Genomic DNA, 19,435 nt, shown 5'->3' with positions numbered 1-19,435 from the left:
GAAAGAGTGAAAGATTGAAAGAGCGAGCGAGAAAACAATTAAAGTAAGTTTTTCACTCTTTCATTCTTTCGCTCTTTCGCTAATTAAAACTAAGCGGTTTATTCTGGTAATAATCTAAAATTTTCGTTCGGAATACGTAATCATATTTGGTCTGTACCAGACTATTTCGGGCACGATCGAGGTTTGTCTTGGCTATGCTATAGTCCGTAGCATTAATAGCTCCAGCATTCAATCTGCTTTCCGCTACCTGAAATGCTTTTTCCAGCGATGCCACCTGTACCTGTGTAGCCTTAAATTTGTTAGCTGCTGCCCGCATACTAGTATAGGCGGTCTCAATCTGTTGACGCAATGTCAGCCGTGTATTCTGTGCCGTCAACTCTGCATTTTGTTGCTGAATCTTAGCTGTTGTTATCCGGTTACGTGATAAGTTACCCTGAAAAATAGGAACACGCAAAAATAGGGAAGCTGAACGGTTAAAATTGTTCTGGAGTTGGTCGAAATAAGTTACGTTTACAATATCCGAACCACTTATGTTTGTATAAACGGGTACAGGTGATCCGTTAGCATCTGTAAAAAAACCTGAAATCTGCTGCCGGGTTGTGCCGTTTGGTATATTTTGCTGGTTTGCGGCACTGGAATACAGGCTGCTCAAATTACCGTTCAAGGTCAAAACAGGATATAGGGCACCTTTTGCTACCTGAACACCCAGAGCCGCGCTTTTAACCCGTAAATCAGCTCCTTTCACTTCGGGCAAATTGCCTGAGGCTACATCAAAAAGCTGCTGTACAGAAGCAGTGTATGGATCTAGACCCGGATCAGGTACACTAATCTGCTCAACCTCAAAGTCTTGATTAATAGGCACGTTCATGGCTTGAAGTAGCGAAACTTTAGCCAAATCAAGAGTGTTTTGCGCCGTTATAATATCCACTTCGTTACTAGCCAGTGTAGCCCGTAGTTCAAACAAATTCGCTTCGGGAGCCGATCCAGCATTGACCAGCTTCTGAGTGCGATCCAGTTGTGCTCGTGTCACATCCGCCTGTCGCTGAGCAACGGCTAGTTGCTCTGTACCAATCAGTACATTCAGATAGTTTTGTGCAACCGTTAGCGACACGTTGTTTTTAGTGGCGCTTAACTCTTGTTCACTCGCCTGAAGAATTAGGTCATTCTGCTTTATCGTGTTTCGTAACGTCATCCCGTTATAGACCGTTGCCGATGCATTGAGTTGATAGTTGCCCGAAACAATAGATTGCTGTACGAATCCGTTGGATTGTGGGTTAATACTACGACCGCCATTAAGACCTTGGTTAGCCTGAAAATTAGTGGTTGGTAACAGATTCAACCGCGATTGATGTAATTGGAGATTGCTGTTAGCGACCGTCAGTTGCCCTTGTCGAATCTGGATATTATTCTGCTGAGCAACATCAATGCACTGCTGTAAATTTAGTCGATTCGATGCGCTCGCTCCATTACCTGGCGATACGACCGCAGTAGTTTGTGCGTATGTTGCCGACAAATTTGCCGTTAGTATCAGGGCTGCTACAACCCGCATCTGTTTCCACGCCACTTGCATACACATTCTATTTGATGGTTCAATGATACAAACTTACCTTCGGCGCGGCTATCGTTTTGGGATAAACGGCGCAAACTAAGCATGTTTCTGGTTTATAATTCGGATATACTTCCCGAGGACGATTTTCGTCTGTCGGTAAACGACCGCGCTTTTCAATACGGTGATGGCCTTTTCGAGACTATTCGGTACGAAACGAACCAGATTTGGTTCTGGTCCGACCACTTCGACCGGCTCTCGGCGGGAATGTCGGCAATACAATTTACACCACCGGACAACTTTACGGCAGAGACGGTTCATGCCGCTATTTTGCAACTTCTCTCCACCAACAAACTCCTGAATCAACCTGCCCGAATCAAGATCCAGGTCTGGCGGCAATTGGGTGGTTTATACACGCCCACAACAAATAAGGCGAATGTACTCATCACCGCTCGACCGGGAAATTCATTTTCCATTACCGAAAAAGCCAAAACAGAAATTTATGATGCCTTCCGGCTGTCACCCTCCCCTATTTCGGCTTTCAAGACGCTAAATTCACTCCCCTATGTGCTGGCCGGCCTTCACAAAAATCAGTCCTTTCTGGACGATGTAATTCTTCTCGATACTGAAGGCAACGTTGCCGAATGTCTTGCCTCCAATCTGTTCTGGTTCGCCAACGAGGCATTGTATACGCCATCGCTCCAAACAGGATGTATCAACGGCATTGTTCGGCGTCAACTGATACGACTGGCCCCCACCCAGGGTATTACCCTTTGCGAGGGTTTGTACAAACCAGACGTGCTTGCCCGGGCCGAAGCTATATTCTGCGCCAACGTTATGGGGGTTCAATGGCTTAATGAGGTAAACAAAAACGTCGTGAGGCCGGCAGAAGAAGCTAAACAACAACTTAATGGGTTACTAAATCACATTTTGGACTGAGGGTTCCAGCCAGCCATCTTTTAGCCTTATTATTCGTGAACCATACTCGGCGTTAACCTCTGAGTGTGTTACCTGCACAATGGTTACGCCATCTTTCTGATTCAATTCGCGGAAGATTTCCATAATGTCGCGGGCCTGATCGGAATGCAGATTACCGGTTGGCTCATCGGCAAAGATGACCGATGGATGGGCGGCCAGCGCGCGGGCAATTCCCACTAATTGCTGCTGTCCACCCGATAGTTGCGCTGGGAAAAGATCTTTACGGGCAACAATGTTGAACCGGTCGAGCAGTTCAGCCACGCGGCTTTTCCGCTCCGACCCGCTTAATCCCTTGTACAAAAGGGGCGTTTCGATGTTTTCATAGACGGTCAGCTCATCAATGAGATGGTATGCCTGAAACACAAAGCCAATTTGTGTCCGGTGGAGTTCGGTACGTCTTTTTTCGGATAGTTTTTGTACCGGGTGGTCGTCGAGCAGGTATTCCCCTTCGGACGGTTCTTCCAGTAAACCCAAAATGTGCAGCAGCGTAGACTTCCCCGAGCCTGATGGCCCCATGATAGAAACAAACTCGCCCTGGGCAATGTCGAGGGTAATATTACGCAACACATAAACCCGCCCAAAGCCCGCAGGGTAGTATTTAGAGACGTTATTAAGTTGAATCATAATTGGTTACTTTTGAAAATGTTTTTTTACGAAGGCAAAATTCGTGTACGATGCACAACACGTGTCTGTATGACAACTAGTTTAGGACTAAATTTTTACTTTAGTTGTTCAAGCGCCGTGCCAAACTTATAATACTTTAACTAACAGAACATTACCAGTAATAACATCAACTACATCGTCCGCTTACGGACAAAGATACCGTTGAAACCGGACAACTTTTTCGGTTCATGATGCAACGTTACTGCCATTTTTCTCATCTATTATAAATGTAAAACCATCTTCACAATGAAAGCAATTGCTTTAATAGTTTTCATGCTGACAACGGGCCTGCAAGCCACGAACAGCGACTGGAAAAAAGACCGTGTCGTATCGGGCTTTACGGGCCTGAGTGTAACCGGCGGCATCGACGTTTACCTGAGTCAGGGTAGTTCAGAAAAATTGACATTTGATGTTAAGGGATTCGATGAAGACCAGGTTGTTTCGCGGGTTAAAAACGGTGTTCTGGAACTGTATATCGACCGGAAAGGGATGAGCTGGAATTTCGGCAAGAACAATTATGTGAAAGCCTACCTGACGTTCAAGCAGCTACAGAATTTGCAAGCCGGGGGCGGCTCCGACATTTTTGGCCAGGGTATGCTAACATTTGACGACCTGAACCTGCAAGCCGGGGGCGGTTCCGACATACAGTTAACCCTCAAGGCCGATAAATTGAACGTATCTGCTTCGGGCGGTGCCGATGCCACTATAGAAGGCTCAGCCCGGACACTCAACGCCGACGGTTCTGGCGGTTCTGACCTGAATGCTCGAAAACTATCTGTTCAGGTGTGTAACGCCAGTTCATCAGGCGGGTCGGATGTGTATGTAAATGCGAGCCAGGAGCTAACGATGAAAGCTTCGGGTGGATCAGACATTTATTATTACGGCTCAGCCAAAGTGCTCGCCAGTAGCAAATCCGGCGGGTCGGATATTAAGCGAAGAGATTAAAAAAAGCACGAAAGAGTGAAAGAGCGAAAGAGCGAAACGGTAACTTTGCTTACTTTTCACTCTTTCACTCCGCTTCGGCGGTCCGATTTCACCATTTTGACACCTACTATTGGTATCCTCGGCGGGGGCCAGCTTGGCCTGATGCTTCTGCAAGCTTCCATTGACTGGAACCTCCGCGTTCATATTCTCGATGCAGACGCCGAAGCGCCCTGTCGCCATCTCTGTACAAAGTTCACCCAAGGCTCTCTTACGGATTATGATACGGTTTATCAGTTCGGGCAGGCCGTTGATGTGCTGACCATCGAAATTGAACGGGTCAATGTAGAAGCGCTCGAAGCGCTCGAACGAGAAGGCAAAAAAGTATTCCCACAACCGTCGGTTATCCGCATTATTCAGGACAAACGACTCCAGAAGCAATTTTATCTCGACAACAACCTACCTACCGCCGATTTCATCCTAACCGAAAACCGGGCCGATGTGGCGCTGCTGGAAATTCATCAACCCGATTTTCTACCCGCGTTTCATAAACTCGGTCGCGATGGTTACGATGGCCGGGGGGTGCAGCGAATAGCGTCTGTTGCTGATGTTGGTAAAGCCTTCGACGCACCGGGTGTACTCGAAAAAGCCGTTGATTTCGAGAAAGAGCTCGCCGTAATCGTTGCCCGCAATGAGCGGGGTGAGATGCAGACTTTCCCAACAGTTGAGATGGTATTTCATCCCGAACTGAACCTTGTCGAATATCTCTTTGCCCCCGCCGAGATTTCGGAGGCAGTCAATCAACAGGCGCAGGACATTGCCCGCCGAACGACCGAAGCCTTTGGCATTGTCGGCCTGTTGGCGGTCGAATTGTTTCTGGATAAGCAGGGCAACGTCTTGATCAATGAAGTGGCGCCACGCCCGCATAACAGCGGTCACCAAACGATGCGGGCCAACGTTACCTCCCAGTTTGAACAGCATTGGCGGGCCATTTTGAACTATCCCCTTGGTGATACTACGGCATATCAGCCAGCCGCTATGGTGAACCTGCTGGGCGAAGATGGGCATACCGGCCCTGCCGTTTATGAAGGCTTACAAGAGCTACTGGCCATGCCGGGCGTATTTCCCTTTTTCTATGGCAAAGCCATCACTAAACCCTTCCGCAAAATGGGCCACGTAACCGTCATGGACGATTCGCTGGAAGCCCTACGGGAAAAAGTGGCCGTAGTGCAAAGGGGAATTCGGGTAATTGCTTAAACACAGAGGAAACGGGGAAAGCACAGAGGAAACAGAGGGAAATCTTCGTGCACTCTGTGCTTTCTCCGTTTCCTCTGTGTTTAAGACACTACATTTTCAAGCGTTCCAATCCCCTCAATAGTAATCCTTACTTCGTCACCAGCCTGAAGCGTAAAATTATCCGGCGGCACGATACCGGTGCCGGTCATCAGGAAGCAACCATAGGTGAACGAGCATTCGCGATACAGAAACTCGACAAGTTCGGTGTGCTGCCGCTTCATCTGGTTGATGGCGATGCTGTTAGTAAAAACAGCCTGCTTATCCCGGATAATTTCCAGCTTGATTTGCGTTTCGGGCGCAATAGGTGTTTCGGGGACATACAAACAGGGACCAAGAGCCGCACTACCATCGTATGTTTTGGCTTGGGGTAAATAGAGCGGATTCTCGCCTTCAATACTCCTCGAACTCATGTCGTTGCCGCAGGTGTAAGCCACAATTTTACCCGATGATGTAATAAACAGCGTCAATTCTGGCTCAGGGACATTCCAGGTCGAATCGGCTCGAATACGCACGTTAGCGCCTGGCCCTACCACTCGTTCGGGCGTCGATTTGAAGAATAACTCGGGTCGATCGGCATCATAAACCCGGTCATAGAAATTATCACCCCCCGACTTTTTTGACTCTTCCATACGCGCATTACGGCTCCGCAGATACGTTACACCCGATGCCCACACCTCTTGCCTGCCAATGGGTGCCAGCGATCCGGTTTCGGTCCAGGATTGATACTCGTCCGATGGCGTGGCCAGCGCAGTCAGCGTTATTAAAAAATCGTGCAAATCATCCCGATTGACCAGTTCATCCCAATCTGCATCAGGAACGGAGTAAAATTGATTTTGATAGTCAACAACAATGCCGAAGCGGGTTTTATACAGTTTCATAGACGACGAACGAATCAGGATTTGGCCAACAAACAGACCGATTTGTCAGTAAAAGGTGTTATATTAGATAGTTTACTGTGATTTCAGATGCTGCAAAAAACACGGGGCATTGCCCTCAGCTATATTCGTTACCGCGAAACGTCCATTATTGCCCGCGTATATACCGAAGAATTTGGTTTGCAAAGTTACGTTGTCAATAGCGTTCGAACGGCCAAGAGTAAGAACAACCGTATTGCCCTGTTTCAGCCCCTCACCCTGCTGGATATGGTAGTTTACCACAAACCCGACCGCGACCTTACCCGGCTTTCGGAAGTAAAAACAAGCTGTCCGTTTCAGAGTCTGCCTTTCGATGTAGGCAAATCGACCATTGCGATGTTTGTGACGGAGATGCTGAACAAAGTGCTGAAAGAAGAAGCCAGTAGCCCGGTACTGTTCCGATTCCTGGCAGAGTCCATACTTTTTCTGGAAGAGGCAACTATAAATTATGAGAACTTCCATCTCATTTTCCTGTTGAAGCTATCCTTTTTTCTGGGTTTTGGTCCGGAGAATGCCCGCGAGTTCGAGAGCCAGCTCCGCGAAAATGCCTACCCTTTTCTGCCTGATGATGAAATGGATACGGCACTTAATAGTATGCTTCGTTTACCTTTTGGCACACCTATAAAACTAAGTCGCTCAGCCCGAAACGAACTAGCTGATGCACTGGTTACGTACTACCATATCCATATCGACTCCCTCGGCGAAGTGAAGTCGTTGCCGGTGTTACGGGAAGTTTTTGGGTAAAAGCTGGCAATAGTTCTCATTTCGAGAACCAACTATATCATTTCTTACTTATCATTGTGGCAATGAAGCGAATCATTGCAAAACGGACACTAAAAGAGTTTTGGGAAAAACATTCAGACGCTGAGCAGTATTTAAAGACTTGGTATGAAACAGCTAAACAAGCTGAATGGAAGAGTCCGAATGATGTAAAAAAAACCTATGCCAATGCCAGCATTATTGCTGGGAATAGAGTAGTGTTCAACATAAAAGGGAATGATTATAGGCTAATTGTGAAATTCAATTATCAGCAGCAATGGGCATTTATCCGGTTCATTGGCACACATTCATTATATGACCGCGTAGATGCTACAACGGTATAACCAGTTCAGATTATGATTATCAGACCACTAAAAAACGAAGCCGATTATGATCTGGCCCTCGAACGGCTCAATGAAATTTTCGACGCGTCGGCCAACACACCTGAGGGCGACGAAGCTGAATTACTCATTTTATTAATCGATAGTTACGAAAACGAACACTATGCTATCGAAGCGCCCGACCCAATTGAAGCGATAAAGATTAGATTGGAAGAGATGGAGTTAAAGCAACAGGATTTAGTTGGTATTATTGGAGGCAAGAGTCGAGTTTCGGAGGTGCTTAACCGAAAGCGGAAATTAACAGTCGACATGATTCGAAAGTTGACAGAGGCCCTTCATCTGTCAGCCGCCACATTGATCGGTGAATATCAACTTGTAAAATAAAGTACAGCGGGGGTAAACCCACACAGGAAAACAATAGGCGGGTTGCCGTATTTACACTTTCCGTTTCAACTCAAAATGCTGCCCCAGATAAACCCGCCTTACCTGTTCATCATTGGCCAGTTCTTCGGCAGTACCTTGTTTTAGAATTTTGCCTTCAAACAGCAAATACGCCCGGTCGGTGATGGAGAGGGTTTCGTTTACATTGTGGTCGGTGATGAGGATGCCGATGTTGCGATGCTTCAGCTTCGCGACAATGCTCTGAATGTCCTCAACGGCAATTGGGTCGACACCGGCAAAAGGTTCGTCAAGCAGAATAAACTTGGGATCAACGGCCAATGCACGGGCAATCTCCGTACGTCGGCGTTCGCCACCAGAGAGAACCTTGCCTTTGCTCTTCCGAACGTGCGTCAGGCTAAACTCTTCGAGCAGTTCTTCTACTTTTTGCTTTTGGTCTTTTTTAGGCAGGCTGCTCATTTCAAGAACGGCTAGCACGTTTTCTTCGACGGTCAAGTCGCGAAAAACTGATGCTTCCTGCGCCAGATAACCCAGCCCAAGCCGAGCCCGTTTGTACATCGGCAGGTCGGTCACGTCCTTATCGTCAATGAAAACTTTACCGCTATTGGGCTTCACCAGGCCAACAGCCATATAAAACGATGTCGTTTTACCGGCACCATTCGGGCCAAGAAGTCCAACGATTTCGCCGGTTTCAACCTGATACGATACATTGTCGTTGACCAACCGTGACCCGTATTTTTTTACTAGATTTTCTGTTCGTAGAATCATTCTGATGCGTTACACTAAACGGCCCGACTGAGCCAATAACGACGACCGCAAAGTTCGCGGTAATCCAACCTACTGCCAACTATTTTTCGGCAAGGAGGATCTTCATCCCGATTTATTAACAAAATTTATGGATAAACTGTGCAACGGGTCAAACAGCCAGTGGCTGTTTGGAACTTACACCTTCACATCTTTAAGCATCAACTGCAACGTGGTATTGCCATTGTAGTGATTTTGCTCGACCTGATAACAAATGGAGAAGGGTTTACCGGACCGTAGCTGGTCAGCGATATGAGCAAACCCAAAGCCGATGGCCGTTAAGGTCTGACTTGCCCGACCGGATGCTTTATCCACTTGCCGTACATTCAGCTTCAGGTGTTTCTCCTTCATGATGATCGGCTCGCTAACGAGGTATACATCCTCGGTCATAAACGTGGGTTGTAAATTATGTGGCCCGAATGGCCCCATTTGCCGCACAATTCGATACAATTTATCGTTGATCTCACTAAAATCCAGTGGTAAATCAATATCAATCAGGGGCGTCAGGTGTTCTTCTTTTATACTCCGCGCGACGACTTCTTCAAACTTTTTCTGAAAAGCCTCGATATTGGACACGGCCATAGTCATACCAGCCGCGAATGTATGTCCACCAAACTGTTCGAGTAAATCGGCACACTCTTCAATTGCCTCATACACATCGAAACCCGGCACCGACCGCGCCGACCCGGCAGCCTTATCGTTCGACTGCGTCAGGATGATAGTTGGCCGGTGAAAATGTTCGATACACCGCGAGGCTACAATACCAATGACGCCTTTGTGCCAAGTGGCATCGTACAGCACCGTGCTTTTAGCATGAATCAGACTTTCGTTTTCCCGAATCATCGCCAGCGCCTGATCGGTGATGCTGCTATCAAACTCACGTCGGCTGTTGTTATGCTTGTTAATCGCCATCGCAAATTCGTCGGCCTCTTCTTCCGATTCAGCCAGTAGGAGTTGTACGGCGGCTTTGGCATGTTGAATCCGTCCGGCGGCATTGATTCGTGGCCCCAGACCAAACACCAGGTTTGTAATATCCAGCTCGCGGCCGAGCGAAAAACCGGCTATTTTAATCAATGCTTTCAGACCGGTGCGGGGCGACGCATTAATTTGTTTCAAGCCATAGTAGGCCAACACCCGGTTTTCGCCGGTAATGGGCACAATGTCGGAGGCAATACTGACAGCAACCAGATCGAGGAGCGGATATAGCTCATCCAACGGAATGCTCTTGTGCAGACAAAAGGCGTGCATGAGCTTAAAGCCTACGCCACAGCCGCTCAGCTCTTTATATGGATATAAGCAATCTTCCTGTTTGGGATCAAGCACGGCAGCGGCATCTGGAACTATATCGCCGGGGCGGTGGTGATCGCAAATGATAAAATCAACACCCAGGGCTTTGGCTTCGGCCACGCGCTCAATGGATTTTATGCCACAGTCGAGTGCGATGATTAGGGAAAACCCATTATCGGCGGCCCATTGTATACCCTGACTCGAGATACCATAGCCTTCTTTGTAGCGGTCAGGAATATAAAAATCAATGGCCGTATGGTAATTTTTCAGAAAACTATAGACCAGCGCCACCGAGGTGGTACCATCCACATCATAATCGCCGTAGATCAGAATTTTTTCCTGCCGTTCTGGAAGCATGGCCATTTGCAGGCGTGTAATGGCCTTATTCATATCCTTCATTTCAAAAGGATTGTGAAGATGACCAATTTCAGGACGAAAGAACGTCCGTGCTTCTTCGTAGGTTTGCACACCTCGCTGCACCAGCAAAGCCGATAAGAAAGGACTAACGCCGAGCGAATTGGTTAATGTTTCAATAGCCCCCTGTTGTTCCTTAGAATTAGGAAAGGATCTGGTAATCCAGCGTTTTGACGGAGGGGGCGGTTGGGCTATCATAATTGCAAGATAAATCCGTTTTTAGAAAAACACCCCATTTATGCTCTATTTGCTTTCGATTTTCAGCTTCTTTCTGGCTAATGTTCCCAACCCGGATGCGCCAAAAAAAACGAACCTAACCGTTGAAGTACACAACGTTCGTGTGTTTACAGGAGCTGTTTATGTGGCTATTTTCAAACCCGGAAAGGATTTCCCGGAAGGCAAACCGATAGAAGGCAAAAAAGTCGATGCTTCGCACGAACGGGTACAAATAGCCTTTTCGGTTGAGCCGGGTGAATATGCTATAGCGGTTTATCATGATGAAAATAGCAACGGAAAGATGGACAAACGCATATTTGGTATTCCCAAAGAGCCCTTCGGTTTCAGCAACGATTTCAGGCCAAAACTGTCGGCGCCAAAGTTCAGTGACTGTGAAGTCAAGGTTGGCGACAGCGGCAAAACGGTGCGCATTAAGTTAGAAAAGATGTCAGGCTAACAGCCCCATTCATCACAGAAGGGATGAGCCTATCCGCTTATTCCAAATCAATAAATTATAAAATTGACATTAATCCTGGCGAATACGCTGATTGGTTCAGTTTTTTTTCGTAATTTTATCCGGCAAATAACATCACCAGTCTATTTGCTATGAGCTTAGATACCAGTAAGTTTCTTTACGAGGCTCTCACCTACGACGACGTACTGCTGCTGCCTGCCTATTCGGAGGTACTTCCACGCGACACGAAAACCGTCACCCAACTCACTCGCAACATCCAGCTAAACATTCCACTTATTTCGGCGGCTATGGACACCGTCACGGAATCGGCATTGGCGATTGCGATGGCGCAGGAAGGCGGCATCGGGATTATCCACAAAAACATGAGCATTGAGGCTCAGGCCGACCAGGTTCGGAAAGTAAAACGCTCGGAGAGCGGGATGATCATCGACCCAATCACGCTACTCGAAACAGCCACCCTTGCTGACGCGCTCAAGATCATGCGCGAGTTCAAGATTGGCGGTATTCCGGTTGTAGATGAGAACAATAAGTTGGTTGGTATTTTGACCAACCGCGACCTTCGCTTTCAGAACGACACTTCGTTGCCGGTTACGGGTATTATGACCCAGAAAAACCTGATTACGGCGCGGGAAGGCTTAACGCTGGAAGAAGCGGAGAGCATTCTGCAACAGTACCGGATTGAAAAACTGCCCATCGTCAATAACGATTACCAGTTAGTCGGGTTGATTACCTACAAGGATATTCTCAAGAAAAAAAGCCATCCCAACGCTTGTAAGGACGAATTAGGTCGCCTACGGGTTGGTGCGGCAGTTGGCGTTACGCCCGATTTGATTCAACGGATTGAAGCACTTGTTAAGGCGGGCGTTGATGTAATCAGTGTCGATACGGCACACGGCCACTCCAAAGGCGTTCTGGACGCGGTTCGGACTATTAAAGAGAAGTTCCCAAAGTTGCAGGTTATGGCCGGTAACGTAGCAACGGGCGAAGGGGCCAAAGCCCTTGCCGATGCCGGTGCCGATGCAGTGAAAGTGGGCGTAGGACCGGGCAGTATTTGCACAACCCGAATTATTGCTGGTATTGGTATGCCCCAGCTCACGGCAGTTTATGAAGCTGCCAATGCGTTGCAGGGAACCGGTGTTCCTATTGTTGCCGATGGTGGTATTCGGTTCTCAGGCGACATTACAAAAGCACTCGCCGGTGGCGCCAGCACGGTAATGATTGGCTCCCTTTTAGCTGGTACTGAAGAGGCTCCCGGCGAAGTGGTGCTGTACGAAGGTCGTCGGTTCAAGACGTACCGGGGTATGGGTTCGGTGGAAGCGATGGAAGAAGGATCGAAAGACCGCTATTTTCAAGATGCCGAAGACGATATCAAAAAACTCGTGCCCGAAGGTATTGTTGGCCGTGTACCCATTAAAGGTAGATTGTCTGAGATTGTGTACCAGATGGTTGGCGGTCTGAAAGCGGGCATGGGTTATTGCGGTGCTATCGACATTCCGACGTTGCAACAAGCCAAGTTTGTAAAAATTACATCGGCGGGTGTACGCGAAAGTCATCCACATGATATTTCAATTCAGAAAGAAGCGCCGAATTACTCGGCAAGATAAAAGAGGTTTTTAATGAATAATGGGTAATGAACAATGGATAATGGGTGCGATAATCAATCTACTGCCCATTATCCATTGTTCATTACACATTATTCATTAAAAATTCGCGTCAATGTATTCAAGCCGTTCTTCGCTGGTTTTCGATGAATCGGTGATGATGAACAGACAAACGGTACAGGCTGTAGGGCCACTCTGTTTGTGCCAGCGACATTGCGCCCGAATGGCGCAGGGGGGTAACGAAACAGGTGCCTCCAGATGTTGATTGACCGACATAACCAGATCAATTACTCCGCATCGTCCGGATTGCCATTGGTTACAACCCGATTTTGCGCACTTATTGGCAAAACGAAAATGCTGTTCGGGATTGTCAATAGCGGTAACGGACTCGGTCAGTTGGGTGGTCATTGGCTCCGGTTCAGGCAGGAACCGAACCGACTTGTCGGGGCCAACCACGCCCAGCAGCAACGCCCCTTCCTGAGCCGTTGCACTGGGGCATAAGGTAGTATGGGGCGTTACCATTCCCCTAAACGTTGAACTGAAGTCCTTTTTGCAGATTTTTCTCCAGTTGGCCAACCACTTCAGGATTGACCCTGAAATCTTTACCTACAAGTTGAAGCCAACGGCCCAGCCAATCTTTAGACGGGATTACTACATACGGACCGAACCGGCCGGTACCGTGTTGACGTCGACCTCCTGCCAGACCATCATCGCCATCCGGGTCATCGGGGTTTGGATAATCCGTTAAGGCCGCTGCAACAACGCGCTGAATCTCCGACGCAATGTGATTTTCGAGTTTATCGGAGAGTTTCAAACCGCCGAGCACGACATGAAATTCGCTGCCTTTGGTTACTTTAGGTGCTTCCATTTTGAGAAGTTAGTTAAAGGTGAAAACTTCGTCAAAAGTCGGCTGGCAACGTAGTTTATTATAGCGAAGAACTACGGCTTTTACTTTTTGTATAACTGCTGATTTTAGGGTAAGTATCAATACGTTATGACAATAATGTATCCCCGTATTAGTACGTTCATTTGCCCCGCGAGGAGTTATTGTGTAACGCGCTGGTTTATGGAGGCAGGTTCCAGATAAACCACAGTGCTATTTGTGCCGTGTGTTGTCAGGTTGATTTCTCGGATACCAATCCGGTAGTTATCGACCGCAAATTCGGGCGTGTCCTGTTGTAGCTGGTAAAACGTAGAAGGCGTTAGCAGTACCAGCAAATTGCCCCGTTGCACTACTTTTTCAACATGGTAATGGCCACAAACGACTGTTACATGACAGGGCAAATCACGCACTAATTCCAGGAATTCATCGCTTTGCCGAAAAGCATATTTGCGATCCATAAACTGGACATCGGCAGGAAGGGGCGGATGGTGCATGAATATCACAATGTTGTTGTCGCGAAGGGCCAAAAAATACTCGTGCAGCCAGTCCCATTGGGTAGCAGAAAATTCTCCCTTCGATGAATCCAGAAACAAAGCCGGGCGACCTTCCAGCGGCAACGCATAATACAATTCGCCACTGGTTAAATCGTGGCGTTTATTGAATACCTCAGCCATAATTACCGAGTCATCGTGATTACCCGCAATCACATAATTCGGAAACGGGAGTAGATCAATCTGTTTTCTGACCCACGCATAGATGGCCGGATCGCCTTTGGTATCGCAGATGTCTCCGCCAAGTACTAAGCAGGTCGGCTTCAACTCAGCTACAGTTTCGAGTGCCCTTAAAAAGTTCTGTCGAACATCGACACCCTGTACAAGTTCACCATCGGCACCTAAGTGCATATCGGTCAGGAAAGCAATACGCATGATTTAATGTAAGATGTAGTATGTATGGTATATGATATACGGTACATGATGTATTTTCGTGTATAATACCTCATGTACCGTATATCATACATCTTTCTTGGCTTCGTTCCAGTAGACGTCCATTTCGGCCAGCGTCATATCTCTGAGGGCTTTGCCATTGTTACGGGCTTGTTCTTCGATGTATTGAAAACGCTTGATAAATTTTTTATTGGTACGTTCAAGAGCGGTTTCGGGGTTAATATCTATGAAGCGGGCATAGTTGACAAGGGAGAAAAGTAAATCACCAAATTCACCTTCGGCTCGCTGGTGGTCTATAACCGCATTGGTATCTGCGTTGAATTCGGCTTTAAACTCTTGCATTTCTTCTTCTACTTTCTGCCAAACCTGCTCTTTTTCGTCCCAGTCAAAACCGGCTCCCCGTGCTTTTTCCTGTATACGCATGGCTTTCACCAGAGCGGGTAACGACCCCGGCACGCCACCCAGCACCGACTTGTTCCCTTCTTTAAGCTTAAGCTGCTCCCAGTTTGCCTTTACCTGCTCTTCGGTATCGGCGATAACTTTACTACCACTAGCATCGGCATAAATGTGTGGATGGCGACTAATAAGTTTCTCACAAACTCCATTCAATACATCAGCAATGTCGAAATCTCCGGTTTCCGATGCGATTTTGGCATAAAAAACCAGGTGTAACTGAATATCACCTAACTCTTTACGGATTTCGGGCAAATCCTTTTCCAGAATGGCGTCGGAGAGTTCGTATGTTTCTTCGATGGTGAGGTGGCGCAGACTTTCCAGGGTTTGTTTGCGATCCCAGGGGCACTGTTCGCGCAACTCATCCATGATGGTCAGGAGTCGATCAAACGCCATCAGTTGTTCCTGACGGCGGGGGGGCATTTCAGTAAACGTCATACGGTAAAGATAATGGAAAAGGAGAAAGGGGAATAGGTGTAAAATGAGAATAAATCCTCTCCTCCCTCCTCTTCTCCAAACCGCCTGATTTCGGAAGCAAATCGAGTCCATTCTAACCCAGTAAATAAAAAGATTGCCTCTCTAAATGAGAGGCAATCTTTTTATTTACTTACTTTGCAAAACAAAGTACTTTATACAATGCACACGATAGCTACTTCTCCTTATCAATCCGGTATGATCTCCCCTCGCGACGCTCGGCCTGGTAAGGGCTTACGGGCATTAGCCCTGTTAACCGTAATAGGCCTTGGCCTGGTTACGACCAGTTGCCTGTTAACAGGCAACTGGTGGTTCTTTATTATGCTCACCTGGAACCTCTTTCTGGCCTGGTTTCCGTTAGGCGTTGTGCTGGTGTTGCGCGATTTACGGCAGTCGGGTTTCAAACACCGATGGTTACTGGCCGGTGGTTTGGCAACATGGCTGGCGTTTTTGCCGAATGCGCCGTACATCATTACCGATCTGTTTCACATTCGAAATGTCGATCAACCGTTACTTTGGTTCGATACCATGGCGCTGTTCGTGTTTGCCCTGACAGGCTTGCTGGTGGGTTTATATTCCATTTTGATTGTTCATCGGATCATTCGGCCATCAGCAGGAAACGCACTTACCTGGGCATTGATTTTTTGTAGCCAGATCTTGTCAGGATTCGGCATTTACCTGGGCCGGGTTGGCCGGTGGAACAGCTGGGATGTGCTGACAAGCCCCTCGGCGTTGACGATAGCTATTGCCCGCGCCTATCACGACCACCTGAGTCTGAAATTGACCCTTGCTTACGGCCTTGTCCTATTTCTGATGTATGTAGCTTTCTACTGGTACATCGAGTATGAAAACGACGCAGTACATTTGCCCCATGATTGATTTCCGCAAAGTGCTGCGTAGTTTCCGGTTTGCCGGAGAGGGTATTGTCGACTTGTTTCGGTTCGAGAACAATGCCAAAGTTCACTTGCTGGTAGCGATTCTGGTCATCTCAGCTGGATTTTGGCTGAACCTGAATCGTGTTGAATGGGCTATCATCCTGACGCAAGTCGGCTTAATCTGGGCAGCGGAAGCATTCAATACGGCTATAGAAAAACTGTGCGATTTTGTCTCCCCAGGTTTGCATCCTCAAATCAAAGCAATCAAAGATCTCTCGTCTGGTGCCGTTCTGATTTTAACCATCATAGCCGTCATCGTCGGTCTTATCATATTAGGTGGTCATTTATTGGATAGACTATTTTTCACTACTTAGTTTGGTTTCCTGACATTATTCATTCAATCGCTCATTCTCCCATTCAAAATTTATTTACTCATGCACGAATCGCGCGAACACCTGCAAACGCTAACGGAAATCCGTAGCCTGATGGAACGTTCTTCCAAATTCCTCTCCCTAAGTGGGCTATCGGGGGTCTCGGCGGGGGTTATCGCTCTGGCAGGAGCTGTTATCGTCTCTTTCCGTTTACAAACAGGCTTTTTCACTGCGCTTCAAACTAGTCCACAGGGCTCTTACGCAGGTGGGAATCATCAGGACGTCAGGCAGTTTTTAGTTACGGTAGCCATTATTGTTTTATCACTTGCCCTACTTTCCGGCAGTTACTTCACCGTTCGAAAAACCCGCCGACAAGGCCAAACGGTTTGGAACACATCCTCGCAACGACTACTTTGGGCGATGGCTGTTCCATTGGCCACCGGAGGCATATTTTGTCTTGCCTTATTACAGTACAATCTAATTTGGCTGGCCTTTCCGGTAACGCTGATTTTTTATGGACTAGCTCTGCTCAATGGCAGCAAATACACAGTACGTGATGTTGAGTCACTGGCCTACTGCGAAATTGGACTGGGATTATTATCCCTCTTCTGGCCGGGCTACAACCTGCTGACCTGGTCGATTGGATTTGGCATTTTACACATTGTATATGGTCTGGCCATGTACTATAAATACGAACGTACCACCGCATGAAGAACGACCTGCTGGCTCAATTCAATAAAGCCTTTGAAAGCAAAGCGCGGCTAAGCATCATGTCGGTATTGATGGTCAATGAGTTGATGAGTTTCAACTCGCTTAAAGAGTTACTGGGCCTAACCGACGGCAATCTGGCTACGCACCTGCGTGCCCTGGAAGAGTCGGGCTATGTTGCCGTGCAAAAGCAATTTATTGGTCGAAAACCAAACACAACGTACTCGGCCACCAATACCGGACAACAGGCCTTTACCGATCACCTGAACGCGCTGGAAGAGTTTATAAAGAATTTGTAGCGTCAGTTAATGCTATTTTGCAATAAGTGAAGGTGCTGCTTTTCACACGTCCTATTCATTAAGGGCTGTTAGAGTTACGTTCAAAATTCACCTGGTAACACAAAACACATTAAATTTTCACAGCCCTGGACAATCAGACTATCAGTCGTTTAGCTTTACATAAAAACATCTCTACAGCTTATGAAAACCCTAAACGTTTACCTGAAAATAGTAGCCCTGTCACTGGTTTTATTTAACCCCGCAATGGCACAGCGATCGGTTTCTCGCTGGAGCAATTACGATGCCATCACAACTTATCGCCTTGGTATGCAGGGTGTCAACTTAGGCGAATTGAATCAAGCCTTACAACAGGCTGGGTACGGCAACCTATCATCGCAGGTTCCTGTCATTAGTGTAACCTCTCAATTTTCACGCGCCAACAAGCCATTAGCTTTTCAATCAGAATTTGGCTTATCGTTTGGGTCTGGTCAGCGTGTTACGAACGGCGCATATAAAGCAACGTCCGGGTTTTACTATTTTAAGATCGGTGGTACATACAGCTTAATTCATTCAGAAAAATTTCAATTAGGGCCTCAGTTAAGCATCATCACCATCCCATTTCATTTAGGTGTCGAGCCCGTGAGCAGTACTGCCCCATCGCTCAATACGATATTAACGAATCCGGGTAGTACCCAGAAGGCTACGCTTCGAACCAGCAGCGGGGGTATCGACGCTGGTTTGACTGCCCACTTGCGCATACCTTACAGCCAGCGACAACTCGATTGTTCTACGATGGAACGTTCATTTGTTATCGGTCTGGATGCCGGATACCGGTTCACCGGTCGATCTCCCCTCGATGCCAGTCATGAAATCAGTGCAAACAACCCGGCCATTCAGTTATCGGGCTGGTATGCAGGGCTACGGCTCGGTTTTGGCACGCGTGTTCGTTCAACAACACCAGTTACATACTAACGATAAACGAACGTGAATAGAAAAGCCGCTGAAATTCAATTTCAGCGGCTTTTCTTATAAAATCAGGTTCTATTTACTTCACCGTAAATTCAGAGTCTTTGATGCCTTTGTTGACTTTTACATTGTCGACGGTCATCGTCATTGGCCCCCGTGGCGACTGCTGTAAGATGGTCATCGGAAACTTGATACCATTTACCTCTTTGTAATCTGAAAACACGCTGGTAGTCGTCATTTCGCCCTGTGGCGATTTGGCCGTCGTGACCGCCTGTACTTTTAGCCCCGTTGCAACGTCGAAATTATCGGTCCAGGTCGGTGTTCCTTCTGCAGTAGTGTGGCTAAGCTTGTAGGTATCTTTGCCATCCACTTTTTCGGGGCCAACCAGCGTCGTCTTTACCCCGTTTTCGACATAGTGCAATTCAGGGAAAAGCGTGCTCATTATGGTCATTTGCAGGGCTGCCGGGCCTTCGAGCGTACGGCTGCCCTGCATCCCCCCCATCTGCACTTTTGAGCCATCGCCGGTTTGTCGCATTACCTCCATACCGTTGGCGTTGATTAACATCGAGAACATATTGGGCAATTTCTGCTTCCGCGTAATCATAATGATAGCGCCATTCTGGCCTTCACTAGACATGCTGGTCGTTAAATCCGTCACTTTCGCCAGCGCATCCTTTCCCCCAATGGCCGCAATGTATTTGTCGATTATCTCATCGGCCGTTGGTGTCGTTTGGGCAACAGCTGACGGCAAAAACAGAGCAAAAGCGCTTACAATTAATAGTAGCTTTTTCATGATTTTTCGGTGATGTACAAGATCAAAGTTAAGTTATCAGGTCTGAAACGACAAGATACACGAAAAGGGATTCCGT

At 47.4% G+C, this 19,435-nt stretch carries 23 protein-coding genes; 13 read left to right on the top strand and 10 right to left on the bottom strand.

All coding sequences use genetic code 11. The features are described from left to right. Positions 1-79 precede the first annotated feature (79 nt). Positions 80-1,576, bottom strand: a complete 1,497-nt coding sequence (locus CWM47_RS25245) for a TolC family protein (protein WP_317046650.1) — start codon at positions 1,574-1,576, stop codon at positions 80-82. Between the two features lie 75 nt (positions 1,577-1,651). Between CWM47_RS25245 and CWM47_RS25240 the strand changes: the two genes are divergently transcribed. Next, positions 1,652-2,485 (top strand): aminotransferase class IV, encoded by an 834-nt coding sequence (locus CWM47_RS25240; RefSeq protein ID WP_100991091.1) that lies wholly within the window; start codon positions 1,652-1,654, stop codon positions 2,483-2,485. On the opposite strand, the gene CWM47_RS25235 is transcribed toward CWM47_RS25240, so the two are convergent. Next, on the bottom strand, positions 2,465-3,148 hold the full coding sequence (locus CWM47_RS25235) for an ABC transporter ATP-binding protein (RefSeq protein ID WP_100991089.1): 684 nt from the start codon (positions 3,146-3,148) through the stop codon (positions 2,465-2,467). The two genes, CWM47_RS25240 and CWM47_RS25235, sit on opposite strands and share 21 nt — an antisense overlap. 285 nt (positions 3,149-3,433) lie before the next feature. On the opposite strand from CWM47_RS25235, the gene CWM47_RS25230 reads away from it, so the two are divergent. After that, positions 3,434-4,132: a head GIN domain-containing protein gene (locus CWM47_RS25230; RefSeq protein WP_100991087.1), complete on the top strand. Its 699-nt coding sequence runs from the start codon at positions 3,434-3,436 to the stop codon at positions 4,130-4,132. Positions 4,133-4,228: 96 nt separating this feature from the next. Further along, on the top strand, positions 4,229-5,365 hold the full coding sequence (locus CWM47_RS25225; protein WP_100994045.1) for a 5-(carboxyamino)imidazole ribonucleotide synthase: 1,137 nt from the start codon (positions 4,229-4,231) through the stop codon (positions 5,363-5,365). Between the two features lie 80 nt (positions 5,366-5,445). On the opposite strand, the gene CWM47_RS25220 is transcribed toward CWM47_RS25225, so the two are convergent. Next, positions 5,446-6,282: a fumarylacetoacetate hydrolase family protein gene (locus CWM47_RS25220; protein ID WP_100991085.1), complete on the bottom strand. Its 837-nt coding sequence runs from the start codon at positions 6,280-6,282 to the stop codon at positions 5,446-5,448. An 87-nt stretch (positions 6,283-6,369) separates the two neighbouring features. Here CWM47_RS25220 and recO point away from each other — a divergent pair, with 87 nt between their 5' ends. From recO to CWM47_RS25205, 3 genes are all read left to right on the top strand, one after another. Then, positions 6,370-7,062 (top strand): DNA repair protein RecO, encoded by a 693-nt coding sequence (gene recO / locus CWM47_RS25215; RefSeq protein WP_100991083.1) that lies wholly within the window; start codon positions 6,370-6,372, stop codon positions 7,060-7,062. Positions 7,063-7,124: 62 nt separating this feature from the next. Further along, positions 7,125-7,421 (top strand): type II toxin-antitoxin system HigB family toxin, encoded by a 297-nt coding sequence (locus CWM47_RS25210; protein WP_100991081.1) that lies wholly within the window; start codon positions 7,125-7,127, stop codon positions 7,419-7,421. A gap of 12 nt (positions 7,422-7,433) precedes the next feature. Then, entirely contained in the window at positions 7,434-7,802 is a 369-nt protein-coding gene (locus CWM47_RS25205) for a helix-turn-helix domain-containing protein (protein WP_100991079.1), read from the top strand. Between the two features lie 51 nt (positions 7,803-7,853). On the opposite strand, the gene lptB is transcribed toward CWM47_RS25205, so the two are convergent. Together lptB and recJ are read right to left on the bottom strand one after the other, a co-directional pair. Continuing rightward, on the bottom strand, positions 7,854-8,585 hold the full coding sequence (gene lptB / locus CWM47_RS25200) for an LPS export ABC transporter ATP-binding protein (RefSeq protein WP_100991077.1): 732 nt from the start codon (positions 8,583-8,585) through the stop codon (positions 7,854-7,856). Between the two features lie 174 nt (positions 8,586-8,759). Further along, positions 8,760-10,520, bottom strand: a complete 1,761-nt coding sequence (recJ, locus tag CWM47_RS25195; protein ID WP_100991075.1) for a single-stranded-DNA-specific exonuclease RecJ — start codon at positions 10,518-10,520, stop codon at positions 8,760-8,762. Positions 10,521-10,560: 40 nt separating this feature from the next. Here recJ and CWM47_RS25190 point away from each other — a divergent pair, with 40 nt between their 5' ends. Further along, a complete protein-coding gene (locus tag CWM47_RS25190) occupies positions 10,561-10,995 on the top strand; it encodes a DUF2141 domain-containing protein (RefSeq protein WP_100991073.1) in 435 nt (144 codons plus the stop codon). A gap of 149 nt (positions 10,996-11,144) precedes the next feature. Next, positions 11,145-12,617 carry an IMP dehydrogenase gene (gene guaB / locus CWM47_RS25185; RefSeq protein WP_100991071.1) on the top strand — a complete coding sequence of 491 codons (1,473 nt, stop codon included), beginning with the start codon at positions 11,145-11,147 and terminating at the stop codon, positions 12,615-12,617. 96 nt (positions 12,618-12,713) lie between these two features. Here the strand turns inward: guaB and CWM47_RS25180 are convergent, their stop codons facing one another. The 4 genes from CWM47_RS25180 to mazG form a co-directional block, all read right to left on the bottom strand. After that, entirely contained in the window at positions 12,714-13,136 is a 423-nt protein-coding gene (locus CWM47_RS25180; protein ID WP_100991069.1) for a hypothetical protein, read from the bottom strand. Positions 13,137-13,140: 4 nt separating this feature from the next. Beyond that, positions 13,141-13,482 (bottom strand): hypothetical protein, encoded by a 342-nt coding sequence (locus tag CWM47_RS25175; RefSeq protein ID WP_100991067.1) that lies wholly within the window; start codon positions 13,480-13,482, stop codon positions 13,141-13,143. 176 nt (positions 13,483-13,658) lie between these two features. Next, a complete protein-coding gene (locus CWM47_RS25170; protein ID WP_100991065.1) occupies positions 13,659-14,423 on the bottom strand; it encodes a metallophosphoesterase in 765 nt (254 codons plus the stop codon). An 84-nt stretch (positions 14,424-14,507) separates the two neighbouring features. Beyond that, a complete protein-coding gene (gene mazG / locus CWM47_RS25165; protein WP_100991063.1) occupies positions 14,508-15,332 on the bottom strand; it encodes a nucleoside triphosphate pyrophosphohydrolase in 825 nt (274 codons plus the stop codon). Between the two features lie 198 nt (positions 15,333-15,530). Here mazG and CWM47_RS25160 point away from each other — a divergent pair, with 198 nt between their 5' ends. From CWM47_RS25160 to CWM47_RS25140, 5 genes are all read left to right on the top strand, one after another. Continuing rightward, the gene (locus CWM47_RS25160; RefSeq protein WP_100991061.1) at positions 15,531-16,247 is read left to right on the top strand and encodes a DUF1361 domain-containing protein; all 717 of its coding nucleotides are present in this window, start codon (positions 15,531-15,533) and stop codon (positions 16,245-16,247) included. Beyond that, positions 16,240-16,617 (top strand): diacylglycerol kinase family protein, encoded by a 378-nt coding sequence (locus tag CWM47_RS25155; RefSeq protein ID WP_100991059.1) that lies wholly within the window; start codon positions 16,240-16,242, stop codon positions 16,615-16,617. The genes CWM47_RS25160 and CWM47_RS25155 overlap by 8 nt, the downstream gene beginning before the upstream one ends. 60 nt (positions 16,618-16,677) lie before the next feature. Then, complete coding sequence (locus tag CWM47_RS25150; protein WP_100991057.1) at positions 16,678-17,325, top strand: hypothetical protein; 648 nt, start codon at positions 16,678-16,680, stop codon at positions 17,323-17,325. Beyond that, positions 17,322-17,621 (top strand): winged helix-turn-helix domain-containing protein, encoded by a 300-nt coding sequence (locus CWM47_RS25145; RefSeq protein WP_100991055.1) that lies wholly within the window; start codon positions 17,322-17,324, stop codon positions 17,619-17,621. The genes CWM47_RS25150 and CWM47_RS25145 overlap by 4 nt, the downstream gene beginning before the upstream one ends. Positions 17,622-17,801: 180 nt before the next feature. Beyond that, entirely contained in the window at positions 17,802-18,572 is a 771-nt protein-coding gene (locus CWM47_RS25140; protein WP_100991053.1) for a hypothetical protein, read from the top strand. Positions 18,573-18,645: 73 nt separating this feature from the next. Here CWM47_RS25140 and CWM47_RS25135 read toward each other — a convergent pair whose 3' ends face one another. Continuing rightward, on the bottom strand, positions 18,646-19,359 hold the full coding sequence (locus tag CWM47_RS25135) for a LolA-like protein (RefSeq protein ID WP_100991051.1): 714 nt from the start codon (positions 19,357-19,359) through the stop codon (positions 18,646-18,648). Between the last annotated feature and the right edge of the window lie 76 nt (positions 19,360-19,435).

It is taken from the genome of Spirosoma pollinicola (assembly GCF_002831565.1).
Taxonomy (GTDB): domain Bacteria; phylum Bacteroidota; class Bacteroidia; order Cytophagales; family Spirosomataceae; genus Spirosoma; species Spirosoma pollinicola.
This window is presented reverse-complemented; position numbering and strand designations above follow the sequence as displayed.